We start from the raw sequence: 14,999 nt of genomic DNA, 5'->3' as shown, positions 1-14,999 counted from the left end.
AAAAATGAAAAAACCGCTAATTCTGGTTACCAATGATGACGGAATTACCGCACCGGGACTAAGGGCCCTGATACGTTTTATGTCAGAAATCGGAGAGGTAGTCGTCGTTGCACCTGACAGTCCACAATCCGGAATGGGCCATGCAATTACCGTTGATGACACCCTTCAGGCATCAAAAGATGACAAAGAAAGTCCTGATGGTGCAATGGTCGAATATAGCTGTAGTGGTACACCGGCCGATTGTGTAAAATTAGCACTCCAAGAAATATTGGACCGTAAGCCCGACATCTGCATTAGCGGTATAAACCATGGGTCCAATGCATCGATCAACGTCATATATTCAGGAACCATGAGTGCGGCAATCGAAGCGGGAATCGAAGGTGTACCCGCCATCGGTTTCTCATTATGTGACTATTCATGGAATGCCAATTTTGAATTTGCCCGTGAAGCTATCAAAAGCATCGTTAGTGAGGCCCTTCATAATAAAATGCCAAAAGGCGTTGTACTCAATGTCAATATTCCGAAAATGGAAGCCGATCTGCCCAAGGGAATAAAAATATGCCGACAGGCACGTGCCAATTGGAAAGAAAAATTTGACAAAAGAATCAACCCCAGAGGAAAGGAATACTATTGGCTTACCGGAGAATTTGAATTGTTGGACAAAGGGGAAGATACCGATGAATGGGCGCTTGCCAATGGTTATATCTCTGTTGTCCCCACCCAATTCGACCTTACCGCACACCATGCCATTCAAGAACTCAATAGCTGGAGTTTATAATTTTTAATGATGGATAACGTTGTTGACACTTTAATATTTATATCATATCTGAATTTGAGAATTTACCCATGAACACTAAAAAAGAAATTATCATCGGTTTCATTATTGGGATAATAGCGAATACAATAGGTACGTTGGCCTATATACTCCTGTTTTCCGATTTTGGGATCGTAGAGACTTTTGAAGCCGCCATTCAACAAGGACATGTTGGCAGTTTGCTGGCATTAGGGGCTATTTTAAATTTGGCCGCCTTTTTCGGGTTCCTTAAAATTCGAAGGGACAACCGCGCTAAAGGAGTATTGATCGCGACACTACTTACTGCTTTGGTCATTTTGTATTATAAAGTATTTTAAAATCCTACCTTAAGGACTGAATAAGAATATAAAACGGATATCACTTTGAAATCGGTTTTGAACTTGAACAAATCATGAAATACTATATCATAGCTGGGGAAGCCTCGGGAGACCTTCATGGATCTAATTTGATTAAGGCATTAAGACATAAAGATACCGAAGCCGAAATTAGATGCTGGGGTGGGGATCTTATGCAGGCAGCAGGCGGAACTTTAGCAAAACACTATAAAGAGTTGGCCTTTATGGGGTTCCTAGAGGTCATTATGAATTTAGGTACCATTTTCGCCAATATCAAATACTGCAAAAATGATATCTCCCAATTTGACCCTGATGTGATTATTTTTATCGACTACTCCGGTTTTAACCTACGGATAGCGGAATGGGCAAAGCAACAAAATTACAAGACGAATTATTATATCTCACCGCAAATATGGGCCTCTAGGGAAGGTAGGATCCATAAAATAAAAAAGAATATCGATGCCATGTACGTTATTCTGCCATTTGAAAAGGCCTTTTATGAAGAGAAACATGGTTTTCCGGTACATTTCGTTGGCCACCCCCTTATCGATGCAATAGACAATCGTGATGTTATCGATGAACAGACCTTTAGAAAACAAAACGATCTAGATAACGGTAAACCCATTATCGCTTTACTTCCTGGTAGCCGTAAACAAGAGGTTACGAAAATGCTAACGACCATGCTATCGGTGACCGAGGATTTTCCCGATTACCATTTTGTCATTGCCGGTGCCCCTAGTTTGGACAATACATTTTATGCCCCGTTTTTAAAAAACGCAAACGTGGGTTTTGTGGCCAATAAAACCTATTCCCTATTAAGCATATCCCATGCCGCTTTGGTCACAAGTGGTACGGCTACCCTGGAAACCGCTTTGTTCAAAGTACCCCAAGTGGTTTGCTATAAGGCCAATTGGATATCTTACCAAATAGCAAAACGTATTATTACCTTAAAATATATTTCATTGGTAAACCTGATCATGGATCAAGAGATCGTCAAGGAATTGATCCAGAATGACCTTACCACCAAAAACCTCAAGGGTGAACTCTCAAAAATAATAAGAGGAAAAGGCCGGGAAGATCAATTAAAGGCTTATAAACTATTGGAACAGAAACTGGGAGGTAAAGGGGCCAGTGCCAAAGCTGCCAGCTTAATTGTAGAAAATGTTTAAATTTGGTATCCAAAGACAATCTATAATCCTTGGATGAAAAGAATCTTACCCCTTATATTACTACCCTTACTTTTTTTAGGCAGCTGCGCGACCAAAAAAAGAACCACCCATTCCAAGGAACGTAAAATATCGGTTGCCGCTTCTCCCCGCAATTCAATGGAAGAAGCACCTGACCCGGTGTTGGAAACCCCGGAAAACCCAGCAGCAGCATCCAAAATCAACAACATTATCAATACGGCCCTGACCTATTCGGGAGTGCGCTATAAATACGGGGGAACAACAAAAAAAGGAATGGATTGCTCAGGACTACTTTATGTAGCCTTTAAAAAGAATGATGTTGATTTACCCAGGGTTTCCTCGGCCATGGCCAATGAAGGTAAACGTATTCGGGTGAACCAAGTAGAAAAAGGTGACCTTTTGTTCTTCAAAACCCGAAAAGGCAAAAAAATAAACCATGTTGGTCTAGTGGTCGCCGTGGAAAATGATGACATTAAATTTATACACGCCTCAACTTCTAGAGGTGTAATCGTTTCCTCCCTGCGTGAAGGGTATTGGAATTATGCTTTTGTAAAAGCCAATAGGATCCTTTAAGATGAAACTGCTTCAATTTATCCCTATTAAGCTAACCATGCTTTTAGTTTTAGGGATTCTTACAGGCTACTATCTTGATACCGGAATTATAGGCCCCATAACCTTAACCCTATTATCGTTAACAGTTCTTGGTTATTTGTTTTTCTCCAAAAAGGTTACAAATGCCTTAACCTTTGGAAGAGTTACGGCCATTACTACACTTTTTATTGGGGTAATGATCATAGGGATTGCACAACCAAAGAATTATGCCGATCATTATTCAAATCAGCACACCAGCGAAATAGGGGAATGGAAATTAAAGGTTACCGAAGTTTTAAAAAGCTCCACATTTTCTAACCGCTTCATTGCCGATGTTGTAGCGTTGAATACCAAAAAAGTATCTGGCAAAATTATCTTGAGCCAGGCTATAGATTCAACCCAAAAATCCTTAGAAGTAGACGATGAATTGGTAGTTCTAACCCATAAAACGGAAATAACGCCTCCTTTAAATCCCCACCAATTCAACTATAAGGACTATTTGGAAAAACAGGGAATCTACGACCAATTAAAATTGAACAACCAGAACACCCTCGTACTTGAAAATTCGAAGAAGACCCTTTTCGGCGCTACAGCGACTTTAAGGAACAATATTAGAACCTCTTTACAGAAAGCAGGTTTCGGAGAAAATGAATTTGGAATTATACAAGCATTGTTCCTGGGGCAAAGGAACGATATTACCGATGCGACCTATACGGCCTACAAAAATGCCGGGGCCGTTCATATTCTGGCCGTTTCCGGCCTACATATTGGGATTCTCCTTTTGTTCTTGCAATTTTTACTGCGCCCTATGGAAATGCTTCCGAAAGGAAAAACCTTAAAACTAATAACGATTGTGATCCTACTTTGGGGCTTTGCTTTATTGGCAGGTTTATCCGCCTCAGTGGTTCGCGCGGTGACCATGTTCTCTTTTGTGGCATACGCCCTTTATTTGAACAGGCCCAGCAATACATTCAATATTTTGGCATTGTCCATGTTCTTCATTCTTTTGGTGATTGACCCTATGCTATTGTTCCATGTTGGTTTTCAAATGAGTTATGCCGCTGTTTTTGCCATTGTATGGATCTTTCCTCTTTTACAAAAATTCTGGTATCCCAAAAATTGGTTGATGAACAAAGTATGGCAATTGCTCTCTGTCAGTATTGCCGCCCAAATCGGGGTTTTACCCATTAGCTTGTTTTATTTTCATCAATTTCCGGGTCTGTTTTTTATATCGAACTTATTGATCATACCCTTCTTGGGATTCATATTGGGGCTGGGTATTATCGTTATCGCCTTGGTTGTTATTGATTTTGCCCCGGAGGAACTTATTTCGGTCTACAATTATATAATAGGTCTAATGAACGGTATTATTGATTGGGTAGCCCAACAGGAAGCCTTTATTTTTCGTAATATCCCATTTGACCCCGTTCTAGTTATCCTAACATATGCCTTTCTGATAGCATTGATATGGGTGTTGAATTCATTTACCTTCAGGCGATTATCAATTGCCCTATTTTGTGTCATTGGAATACAATTTTGGTCTATCTACAAATTATACCAGACCAAGAACATTGAGGAACTTTTAGTGGCACATCAAACTAAAAATACGATAATAATGCATCGGTCAGGACCCCACCTTACGGTCTTTACCCAAGATAGTATCACATCAAAAAACGTAGTTGAGGATTATGCCGTTGGGGAGCATATTACCACACATTCCTTTAAACCACTTTCGAATGCTTATTCAATAGACGGACGAAAACTGACAATAAGTGATAGCCTAGGTATTATTCCTAAAACTACCGATAGTTTAGACTATATGGTATTGACACAATCCCCTAAAATTAATCTGGAACGACTTCTGGATTCTTTAAACCCGAAAGTATTGGTAGCCGATGGTAGCAATTATCGAAGTTATATTCAACGTTGGGAAACAACATGCCAACAAAAAAACATACCCTTTCACTATACCGGTACCAAAGGCGCTTTTAAATTGAAGCTTGAATAAAGCCTTCGGGTTACCGAACGCCGTGCATCAGTTTTTTCAATACGGGATTTAAGACAATGGATATAAAACCTACACCGATTGGCACCAGAGTGAATATCAAAAAGAAAATACTGAGTGAATATTCTTCCGAAATCTTATCGATCATTCCTCCCATAGTCCCGGCCGCTTTTTGACCAATGGCAATGGCCAAATACCATATACCGAACATAAAGCCGATCATTCTAGCGGGCACCAATTTACTAAGATAGGAAAGACCCACAGGTGAAAGGCACAATTCGCCCATGGTATGCAACAAATAGGCCAAGATCAAGAAAACCATACTTACCGAGGCTGTTTTAGCCCCTTGTGGAATTCCCATGGTACCATAAGATAAAATGGCGAAACCGAGTCCGAGCAAAATCAGTCCCAAGCCATATTTCATTGCGGCACTAGGATTGTACTTACTCTCCCACCATCTAGAAAACAATGGTGCTAAGGTTATGATGAAAAAAGAATTCAATATCCCGAACCAAGAGGCTTCTATCTGGTTGCCTTCTTGTGTAAACTTGTCATTCAATCTATATAAGACCAATATCCAAATACCTACAAAGGCCAATCCCAAAATAATATTTGAAAGTCCTATTTTCGAGTAGGTTTTTTTAAATAAAAGAATCAACACCCAAGTTATGATCATAAGGGGAACGGTGGTCAATAATGCATCGACAATTTTAAAGATCATAGCGGAAGAACCAACCAGGTCCCGGTTGGTATAATCCCTTGCGAACAAGGTCATTGACCCTAGCGATTGCTCAAAAGCCGCAAAGAAAAATACGGTGAACAAGCCAAATATGGCCACTGCGATTATCCTATCCCTAACAATCGGTATATACCTAGATACCCTGGAAACCAGAAGGATCAAGAACAGTACAAGTGCCGTTAAAATAACAACCGAAGAACCGTCTAAATTGCCGACTTTAAAAGGAAGTAAATTCACTTCACCGATTTTGGACAATGGATCATTGAAAAGGTACAACAATCCGCCAATGGCCGAAACCCCTATCAGGATATAGTCGAGAAGGGTAAACGGATTCAATTTTTCATCAACACTTGTTTCTTCCACTACAGCCGGACTTTCCTCATTTATATTTTGAGGAAGTTCAACTTCATATTTTTTAGAAGGTTTAGCCCCAACCCCACCGAAAAGTTTCTTTGCCATTAGAAATTGAAGCATCCCAAAAAACATGAATATCCCTGCAAGGCCAAAGCCCCAAGACCATCCTACATTTTCGGCCAAGTAACCGCAGAGCATCATTCCAAAGAAAGCACCGGCATTTACCCCCATATAGAAAATGGTATAGGCCCCATCTTTTTTAGATTCCTTTCCCTTGTACATCTCGGAAATAATGGATGTAATGTTCGGTTTAAAAAATCCCGTACCGATAACCAATAAAGCCAAACCTAAATAGAATGTTGCCGTCGTTTCCAAAGCCATTGAGGCATGGCCGAGTGTCATAATGGTACAACCGATCACTACGGCAATGCGATACCCTGTAAATTTGTCCGCAATATAACCTCCAACAATAGGTGTTAGATATAACAAGGAAGCATAGGTACCTATTAATGCCAACGCATGTTCCCGGGGCCATTCCCAACCGGGATTATCACTGATAATGGGGGCCGTAAGAAACAGCACCAATAAAATACGCATTCCATAAAACGAAAAACGTTCCCACATTTCAGTAAAAAATAGAACGAACAATCCTGCCGGATGCCCAAGAACCTTGTCTTTGAATAAATTTTCAATATCGGTATTCATCAATCATAAATTTAAATGCCAATTACCACTACTATCTTTTATTCATTACAGAAAACCGGTTCTAGTAGCTTTTTGGCGTGTTAAAGCCCTTAAGCCTCCTCTGCTGTTATAACATGTTCATTATCCTCAGCCCCATGGGTCAAGGCCTTTAATTTTTTTATAAATAGGAGAATAAGGAATCCGAAAAGAATACAGAAAATGGCAATTCCCGTAAAAACGGTATACTCGCCAAATTCAGATGCGGACTCACCCAATAGGCCAGCCAATTTATTGCCAAAACCTGTCGTTGCAAAATACAGCCCCATCATAAGCGAGGCATATTTGGCAGGTGCTAATTTTGTAACAAAAGACAAAGAAACCGGTGAAAGACTCAACTCACCAACGGTATGGAACAAATAGGCCAAAACCAACCAATACATGGCCGATGAACCTGAACTTTGATACTCAGCAGTGGCCGCTGTCATGAACAAAAATCCGGTTCCCATAATCATTAGTCCAATGATCATTTTAAAAAGTGAAGAAGCTTCTTTTCCTTTTAATTTACGTTTGGCCCAATAGCCAGCAACAATAGTTCCCAAGGTTATAATGAAAAAGGCGTTCAATGATTGAAACCATGAGGCGGGCACTTCCCAACCCAACAACATTCTGTTGGTGTAATCTTTTGCATATATGTTCATTAAGCCCCCTGCTTGTTCAAAAGCCCCAAAAAAGACGATAACCATAAAAAAGGAAAGAATCAAAACGATTACCCTATCTTTTTCAATTTTGGACAATGGCCTTTTCAAAGCCTCCCGGTCTTCAGCATTTTCAGACTTACCTAAGTAACCACCAACTCCTTTAAGATACTTTTGACCATATACAAACTGAATAAGTCCAAAGAGCATACAAATACCAGCAAGGCCAAAACCATAATGCCAGCCGTAGACTTCCCCGACGTACCCAACAATCAAACTGGATAAAAATGCCCCAACGTTAATTCCAATGTAAAAAATAGTGAAACCTTTATCCCTGCGAATATCCCCCGGTTTATATAGTCCACCGACCATTGTTGAAATATTCGGCTTTAACATGCCCACACCGGCTATTATAAAACCAAGACCGGTATAAAATGCCCACATTTGTTCAATAGCCAAAACACTATGACCTATTACAAGTAAAATGGCCCCTACAATTACCGCTTTTTTCTGGCCCAACAGTCTATCAGCAATTATACCCCCTGGAATGGAAGCAACATATACCAGCATGGTATACCAGCCATATAGGGCCAAGGCCTCTCCGTTGGTCCAACCCAAACCAGGGTTTTTATCGGTTGTCTGAGTCACAAGATAAAGTACTAAGATCGCCCTCATTCCATAATAGGAGAAACGCTCCCACATTTCAGTAAAAAATAGTACGTACAACCCTACTGGATGTCCGAAAAGTTCTTTTTGATGTGCTGGTTTATCAATGACTGCCATATATATTTTGAATTGGTTATAGATTTGCTTTTATAAAATCGGTCATCTTATTAAAAAGATGTATTCGGGTATTCCCGCCATATATCCCATGGTTCCTATCGGGATAAATAGCCCAATCGAACTGTTTGTTCGCCTGAACCAAAGCCTCGACCATGCGCATGGTATTCTGTACATGAACATTATCGTCCCCTGATCCATGGATCAATAAATATTTACCTTTCAGTAATTCAGGATAGTTGAAAGGCGAATTATCGTCATAGCCACTTGCATTCTCTTGCGGAGTCTGCATGTAGCGCTCTGTATAAATCGTGTCATAAAACCTCCATGACGTTACTGGGGCAACCGCAATGGCGGTTTCAAAAACATCGTTCCCCTTTAGGATACAATTGGTAGACATAAAGCCACCATAGCTCCAACCCCAAATTCCCGTTCTATTTTCGTCAATGAATGAAAGTTCGCTTAATTTTTTAGCCGCTGCGATTTGGTCCTCTACTTCATACTTACCCAATTCCTTTTGGGTGATTTTCTTAAAATCCCTACCCTTGAATCCGGTTCCCCTACCATCTACACATGCGATAACATATCCTTCCGAAGCCAACATTTGGTGCCAAAAATCATTGGCCCCCATCCATCTATTGGCAACTTGCTGTGATCCCGGACCACTATATTGGAACATCAAAAGCGGATATTTCTTCGAAGCATCAAAATTTGATGGCTTTATCATGTACATATTCAGGTCATTGCCATTGATCGCCAACGTTGAAAATTCCTTTGGGGAAGCATCATACCCCTTTAACATATCGGCCAGTGCCCTGTTATCCTTTATATCTTTCAACTTTTCACCGGTCAAAGCCTTGTGTAAAGTAAAACGATAGGGTGTTGCTGCGCTGGAAAAGGTATTTATGAAGTAAGAGAAGTCGGCACTGAAAGATGCTGCATTCGTTCCCGTTTCGGCAGCAAGCGCCTTTTTCTTTTTGCCATTGCTCTCTATACTGTAAACCCCTCGGTTAATAGAGCCATTCTCGGTAGACTGGTAATAGATCTTATCCTCATTCTGGTCGTAACCATAATAATCGGTGACTTCCCATTTCCCTTTGGTAATTTGGTTCATCATTTCCCCATCAGGGTTATAGAGGTACAAATGATTATAGCCGTCCCTCTCACTTGACCAAATAAAACTGTCATCGGCCATAAAGGTTAGGTTGTCATTAATATCCACATAGGCTTCATCCTTTTCTTCCAACAAAACGTTCACCGAACCGCTCTTTGCATTTACGGCATATAATTTTAAATGGTTCTGATGCCTATTGAGAGTCGTTACACTTAAATAATCGGCATTGTTCATCCATTTGATACGCGGAATATAATAAGGATTCCCTAAATCTATTTTTGTCATGTTCCGGGAAGACACATCGAACATATGCAAGGACACCAACGCATTGTTCTCCCCCGCCTTTGGGTATTTGAAAACATATTGATATTGATAGAGGTCTTTACCGTAGAAATCCATGGAAAACTCAGGAACATTGGTCTCATCAAAACGAAGAAATGCAATTTTCGTCCCGTCGGAATTCCATGCAAAAGCCCTGACGAAAGCAAATTCCTCTTCATAGACCCAATCGGTAATCCCATTAATTACTTTATTTGATTCCCCATCGTTGGTAATTTGACTTGTTTCACCACTTCCGATATTGAAAATATAAAGATTATTGGCCCTGACATAAGCTATCTGACGACCATCCGGAGAAAGCAAAGGTTCCTGTATTTTCTCGTTGGACACCTTTACTGCAGATTTTGAAGCTATATCATAAACATAATAAATCCCCAATTTCGAATGTCTGTAAATGGGTTCCAGTTCAGTTGCCAAAAGCACCTTACTTTCGTCCTCACTAAAACTATAAGAGCTAAAACCCGGAATGGCTTCACTATCGTTTGAACTAAGAATGGTTTCAACCTTTTCCAAGGTAGTATAATCGTATTTATCTATGCTGGAAGAATTATTACCCCTATTATAATTCAGCAAGGTATATTGCTCTCCGTTTTTCATTGACCGAAGCACTTCCATGCTATTGGTCCTAAAAGTTCCTCGATATATTTCTTCAACAGTGATTTTCTTCCCTTGTGCAAATGTAATGGCAACAAAACCAACCATTAGCAACAAGAGCATATGACGTTTATTCATCTTTTTTGGGATAGGTGACAAAAATAGGTCAAGTTTAGTGAATATTTTACAATTAATTAAACTTTAAGACCAAAAACCAATGGGTTTCAAAGGGTTTTCCCCGCTAATGTATATCGAGGTAATGACTATCTTTACAGCCATAAACAAAATTGAACATGACCGATCCTATTTTGGGCTTCTCAAAATTGTCTAAACAAGAAAAAATAGACTGGGTTGCCGAACAATATACCCATGACCCCGCCCAAACCAAGAAATTATTGCTACAATATTGGAACGCGGACACCACGTTGCAAAAGTTGCACGATGAGTTCATTGAAAACACCATTTCCAATTATTATCTTCCACTGGGAATCGCACCGAATTTTCTTATCAATGATAAATTATACGCCATTCCCATGGCGATCGAAGAAAGTTCCGTGGTTGCCGCCGCTAGTAAAGCTGCCAAATTTTGGTTAAATCGTGGCGGGTTCAAGACCAAGGTCCTGGCTACAGAAAAAATAGGTCAGGTACATTTCATGTATTCAGGTAATCCGGAACATTTAGAGGCTTTTTTTAAGAACGTAAAACCAAAACTAATAGAAGAAGCCAAGCCATTGACCGCAAATATGGAAAAAAGAGGTGGTGGCATTAGCAATATAGAACTCCGGAACAAGACCTCACAACTTAAGGATTATTATCAATTACACTGCACCTTTGAGACTTTGGATGCCATGGGCGCCAATTTCATTAACTCGTGCCTAGAACAATTCGCCAAGACATTTGAGGTAGAAGCCGGGAAATCCCCATACTTTGAGAAAGAGGAAGGCCAAATCGAAATCGTAATGAGTATACTGTCCAACTACGTTCCAAATTGTTTGGTGCGGGCAGAAGTATCATGTGCCGTGGAAGAGCTTACATTGAGCGAGGCGGTAAGTCCAGGGGAATTTGCAGAGAAAATGATTCGGGCCATTGCCATAGCCGATGTTGAACCACACCGGGCGGTCACCCATAACAAAGGTATAATGAACGGGATAGATGCCGTAGTATTGGCCACGGGAAATGATTTTAGGGCCGTTGAAGCAGGCGTACACGCTTATGCAGCCAAAGAAGGAAACTACAAAAGCCTAACCCATGCGTCATTGAAAGACGGGATTTTCAAGTTTTGGATTGAACTACCCTTGGCATTGGGAACTATCGGAGGTTTAACGAACCTTCACCCCTTGGTTAAATTGGCTATGGAAATACTTCATAAACCATCGGCCGAGGAGCTTATGCAGATTGTTGCCGTTGCCGGGCTCGCACAGAATTTCGCAGCGGTAAGTTCACTTGTTACGACAGGAATACAGGAAGGCCATATGAAAATGCATTTGTTGAATATCCTGAACCAATTAGGAGCGACAGAAATTGAAAAAAACAAGATTGTGGACTATTTTAAGAACCATACCGTTACCCATAGCTCCGTTGTTGCCGAATTCAACAAATTAAGGGGCACAAGATGAAACATTCTTTCTACAGTAATGGCAAGCTATTGCTATCCGCGGAGTACGCTGTTCTTGACGGTGCCAATGCGCTTGCCCTACCTACAAAATACGGTCAGTTTTTAACCGTGGAGGAGTTTGCCGATTCAAAATATCTGTCATGGAAGAGTTTGGACAATGAAAAAAATATTTGGTTCCAAGCTGTTTTCGATTTGAAATCAATGACCACAATTTCTTCCTCCAACATTGAGATCTCGAATACCGCCCTTAAAATCCTCCAGTCCGCATTGTCTATAAACCCATATTTTATAAATAATGGCCAAGGATACAAACTAACAACACGCTTGACTTTTCCTAAAGATTGGGGCCTTGGATCATCTAGCACCTTGATCAATAACATTGCGCAATGGGCCGAAATAGATCCTTACCAATTATTGAAAAATACTTTTGGAGGAAGCGGTTATGACATTGCATGTGCACAGCACAACACTCCGATAACCTACAAATTGATTGAAGGCATTCCCACAGTAGAAGAAGTTAAATTTAACCCAGCATTTAAAGATCAACTTTACTTTATCTATCTCAATAAAAAACAAAACAGTAGGGAAGGTATTTCTAGTTATAGAAAACAAGAATTCGACACCAAAGAACTCATTCGTGTCATCGATGATTTAACGTCTAAAATGATTTCCTGTTCAAACATCAATACTTTTGAAATAGTATTGCAACTTCATGAATCGGTCATATCACAAACACTCGGTATACCGACGGTAAAAAGCGAACTTTTTCCGGATTACCCACAAGCCATCAAAAGTCTTGGGGCATGGGGAGGTGATTTTATCTTGGCCGTAGGCAATTCAAAGTCTATGGATTATTTTCGGAAAAAAGGATATGAAACCATCATCCCTTATTCTGAAATGATTTTATAAAAAAAGTCCCAACTTTTAGTTGGGACTTTTCATTTACCAAAAGTATGTTCTATTAATAAAATATACTTCTGTTATCTTCAACCTCCGCAGCTTCTTTCAACGCATTATAAACAGCTGAATTAACCCTAGCTGCATTCGACGTTTTTATTGAATTTGCGAATGTACTATAGTTCTCCAATTTAGGACCTTCTTGTTTATTGGTCACAGAAATAAGAAAAACGCCACTTTCACCTATAATGAAATCGGAACTGTCACCAACGTTCATTGCAAACGCGGTACCAACAACTGCAGGCTCACGTCCCGCACCTGGAATGGTAGGTGCTTTTACGGTCAATGCGGAAGCATTGGAAACGGACACGGAATTATCCTTGGCCACATCTTCCATTGACTTACCTTTATTGGCAGCAATCAATTGTTTGGCTTTTCTTTCTTTTCTTAAAATAGGCAATACGGTTGTAGAGGCATCTTCAACAGATTGCAACCCTTCCTCATATTTACCGGTCATTTGGGCAATAACATAGCCGTTGTTCACACTGAACCTTTTGACATTACCAACTTCGGTATCTTCTTTAAATGCCCATTGAACAATACTTCTTTGGGTACTAAGACCAGGCAAATTCTCATCCATAGCCTTTATTTTGTTCACAGGACGAACTTCATATTTATTTTCCTTGGCCAAATCAACAAATTCCTTTTCCCCGGAAATGGCATCCATTTCAAACTTGGTAGCATCTTGGAACAATGTGTTAATGGTAGCTTCGGATGGCTCAATTTCCCTTGCTAAAGTTGCAATTTTATATACATCCTGTTTGTCATCGATCTTAATGACATGGTACCCAAACTCAGTTTCTACAAGTCCTATGGTTCCTACTTTGTTCCCAAAGACGAAATCATTGAAATCGGAGACCATTGCACCTTCTTGGAAATATCCTAAATCCCCTCCGTTAGGAGCTGAAGGTCCGTCAGAATTGTCACGGGCCAACTGCACGAATACCGTACCATCTTTCTTGGCTTCGGCCAAAAGTTCCTTGGCCTTTGCCTCTGCTTCTTCTTTAGTTCTTGTAACATTCGCACTAGCCCTTTCCCCACCTTTCCAGGAAATTAAAATATGACTGGCCTTAGCGGAACCGTTCGCTTTTTTATCGACCATCTTAGACACCTTGAAATAGTTTCCGTCCCTGTAAGGACCGAATATTTCACCAATTTTCAAAGTAACCAAAGTATCTGCGAAACTAGTTGGCAAATCCTTTTTGGCCCTATAAATCGTATCATACTTTATATCTGACTTTCGATCCAGAAAATCTACCAAGTCCTTGGTATTTCTAAATCCGGCAATAGTGTCCATTCTATCGGTAGCTTCACGATACTCAATGGTATCATCCAACAACTTAATGGTTTCTTCCTTTACAGCGTTAACATCATCAACCGAAGCTTTCTCCTCGAAATAAACATATTGGATATCCCGGGCATTCTCTTGTTTGAACTCCTCTTTGTGATCGTTTATATAAGATTGTATTTCGCTTTTGGTAATACTTATGGTACTATCCGCGATAGAAGTATATGGTAATCTGACGTATTTAATATCAACTTTGTCGTTAGCTAATTTATAATCCAACTCGCCTTCTTTCAACGTTGCCCCTACACCGGCCTTCACCAAATTGAAATAAGTTTGTTGTTTGGCATTTTGAATGATCGACTGTTCATCTTGTAGCCATAGTTCATATTGAGAAGGGCTGTTCGCTCTTAAATCCGCTATAAAATCACGGAATTTACCTTCGTCGAAAATACCACTTTCATTCATGAACTGTGGATTTTGGCTGTATGCCGGAATCGTTTTGATGTAATTCATGATCTGATCCCTTTCAATATCGATACCAAGATCCTCGAACTGCTGTGCTAGAATCGCGTTCCTAACTTCTTGTTCGTAAACTTGGTTCACCACCATCATTGATGATGCCGAAGACCCAAACCTGTTCTTCGCTACCTCGACCTTTCTTCTAAAATCGTTAATCGAGATTTCATCCCCATTAACTTCAGCGACCGAAGAACCAGTCTTACCGCCTGAAAGATTATTCTTAGTAAACACTCCGGATATGACAAACGCAAAAAGCGCTAGACCTATGATCAATATCAATACGGTGGTTCTCTTTCTTATATTCTCTAAAATCGCCATTATATGGTATGTTTAAAATCAGTTTGCGAAATTACCATTTTCTTTTGAAATATTAAAAAGTAAAACGGGCT

11 protein-coding genes are annotated in these 14,999 nt (G+C 40.1%); 7 read left to right on the top strand and 4 right to left on the bottom strand.

Translation table 11 applies throughout. The features are described from left to right. Positions 1–4 precede the first annotated feature (4 nt). The 5 genes from surE (at position 5) to R3X28_RS04515 (ending at position 4,935) form a co-directional block, all read left to right on the top strand. Positions 5–778 (top strand): 5'/3'-nucleotidase SurE, encoded by a 774-nt coding sequence (gene surE, locus R3X28_RS04535; RefSeq protein WP_317662754.1) that lies wholly within the window; start codon positions 5–7, stop codon positions 776–778. A 68-nt stretch (positions 779–846) separates the two neighbouring features. Continuing rightward, positions 847–1,131, top strand: a complete 285-nt coding sequence (locus R3X28_RS04530; RefSeq protein ID WP_154362831.1) for a hypothetical protein — start codon at positions 847–849, stop codon at positions 1,129–1,131. A 74-nt stretch (positions 1,132–1,205) separates the two neighbouring features. Beyond that, positions 1,206–2,318, top strand: a complete 1,113-nt coding sequence (gene lpxB, locus R3X28_RS04525; RefSeq protein ID WP_317662751.1) for a lipid-A-disaccharide synthase — start codon at positions 1,206–1,208, stop codon at positions 2,316–2,318. 33 nt (positions 2,319–2,351) lie between these two features. Then, entirely contained in the window at positions 2,352–2,909 is a 558-nt protein-coding gene (locus R3X28_RS04520) for a C40 family peptidase (protein ID WP_154362835.1), read from the top strand. Between the two features lie 37 nt (positions 2,910–2,946). Further along, a complete protein-coding gene (locus R3X28_RS04515; protein ID WP_317662749.1) occupies positions 2,947–4,935 on the top strand; it encodes a ComEC/Rec2 family competence protein in 1,989 nt (662 codons plus the stop codon). 10 nt (positions 4,936–4,945) lie between these two features. Here R3X28_RS04515 and R3X28_RS04510 read toward each other — a convergent pair whose 3' ends face one another. The 3 genes from R3X28_RS04510 to R3X28_RS04500 form a co-directional block, all read right to left on the bottom strand. Further along, positions 4,946–6,730 (bottom strand): peptide MFS transporter, encoded by a 1,785-nt coding sequence (locus R3X28_RS04510; protein WP_317662747.1) that lies wholly within the window; start codon positions 6,728–6,730, stop codon positions 4,946–4,948. A gap of 89 nt (positions 6,731–6,819) precedes the next feature. Then, positions 6,820–8,187 carry a peptide MFS transporter gene (locus R3X28_RS04505; RefSeq protein WP_154362840.1) on the bottom strand — a complete coding sequence of 456 codons (1,368 nt, stop codon included), beginning with the start codon at positions 8,185–8,187 and terminating at the stop codon, positions 6,820–6,822. A 16-nt stretch (positions 8,188–8,203) separates the two neighbouring features. Continuing rightward, positions 8,204–10,369 (bottom strand): S9 family peptidase, encoded by a 2,166-nt coding sequence (locus tag R3X28_RS04500; RefSeq protein WP_317662744.1) that lies wholly within the window; start codon positions 10,367–10,369, stop codon positions 8,204–8,206. A gap of 155 nt (positions 10,370–10,524) precedes the next feature. On the opposite strand from R3X28_RS04500, the gene R3X28_RS04495 reads away from it, so the two are divergent. Both R3X28_RS04495 and R3X28_RS04490 read left to right on the top strand, forming a co-directional pair. After that, on the top strand, positions 10,525–11,847 hold the full coding sequence (locus tag R3X28_RS04495) for a hydroxymethylglutaryl-CoA reductase, degradative (RefSeq protein WP_317662743.1): 1,323 nt from the start codon (positions 10,525–10,527) through the stop codon (positions 11,845–11,847). Next, complete coding sequence (locus tag R3X28_RS04490) at positions 11,844–12,755, top strand: GYDIA family GHMP kinase (RefSeq protein ID WP_317662741.1); 912 nt, start codon at positions 11,844–11,846, stop codon at positions 12,753–12,755. The genes R3X28_RS04495 and R3X28_RS04490 overlap by 4 nt, the downstream gene beginning before the upstream one ends. Before the next feature lie 52 nt (positions 12,756–12,807). Here the strand turns inward: R3X28_RS04490 and R3X28_RS04485 are convergent, their stop codons facing one another. Then, on the bottom strand, positions 12,808–14,928 hold the full coding sequence (locus R3X28_RS04485; RefSeq protein ID WP_317662739.1) for a peptidylprolyl isomerase: 2,121 nt from the start codon (positions 14,926–14,928) through the stop codon (positions 12,808–12,810). Positions 14,929–14,999: the final 71 nt, after the last annotated feature.

This window comes from Maribacter sp. TH_r10 (assembly GCF_033101095.1).
Taxonomy (GTDB): Bacteria; Bacteroidota; Bacteroidia; order Flavobacteriales; family Flavobacteriaceae; genus Maribacter_A; species Maribacter_A luteus.
This window is presented reverse-complemented; position numbering and strand designations above follow the sequence as displayed.

Coding starts and splice junctions, on each gene's coding strand:
- surE (WP_317662754.1), top strand. CDS start 5: ATGAAAAAACCGCTAATTCTGGTTACCAATGATGACGGAATTACCGCA.
- R3X28_RS04530 (WP_154362831.1), top strand. CDS start 847: ATGAACACTAAAAAAGAAATTATCATCGGTTTCATTATTGGGATAATA.
- lpxB (WP_317662751.1), top strand. CDS start 1,206: ATGAAATACTATATCATAGCTGGGGAAGCCTCGGGAGACCTTCATGGA.
- R3X28_RS04520 (WP_154362835.1), top strand. CDS start 2,352: ATGAAAAGAATCTTACCCCTTATATTACTACCCTTACTTTTTTTAGGC.
- R3X28_RS04515 (WP_317662749.1), top strand. CDS start 2,947: ATGCTTTTAGTTTTAGGGATTCTTACAGGCTACTATCTTGATACCGGA.
- R3X28_RS04510 (WP_317662747.1), bottom strand. CDS start 6,730: ATGAATACCGATATTGAAAATTTATTCAAAGACAAGGTTCTTGGGCAT.
- R3X28_RS04505 (WP_154362840.1), bottom strand. CDS start 8,187: ATGGCAGTCATTGATAAACCAGCACATCAAAAAGAACTTTTCGGACAT.
- R3X28_RS04500 (WP_317662744.1), bottom strand. CDS start 10,369: ATGAATAAACGTCATATGCTCTTGTTGCTAATGGTTGGTTTTGTTGCC.
- R3X28_RS04495 (WP_317662743.1), top strand. CDS start 10,525: ATGACCGATCCTATTTTGGGCTTCTCAAAATTGTCTAAACAAGAAAAA.
- R3X28_RS04490 (WP_317662741.1), top strand. CDS start 11,844: ATGAAACATTCTTTCTACAGTAATGGCAAGCTATTGCTATCCGCGGAG.
- R3X28_RS04485 (WP_317662739.1), bottom strand. CDS start 14,928: ATGGCGATTTTAGAGAATATAAGAAAGAGAACCACCGTATTGATATTG.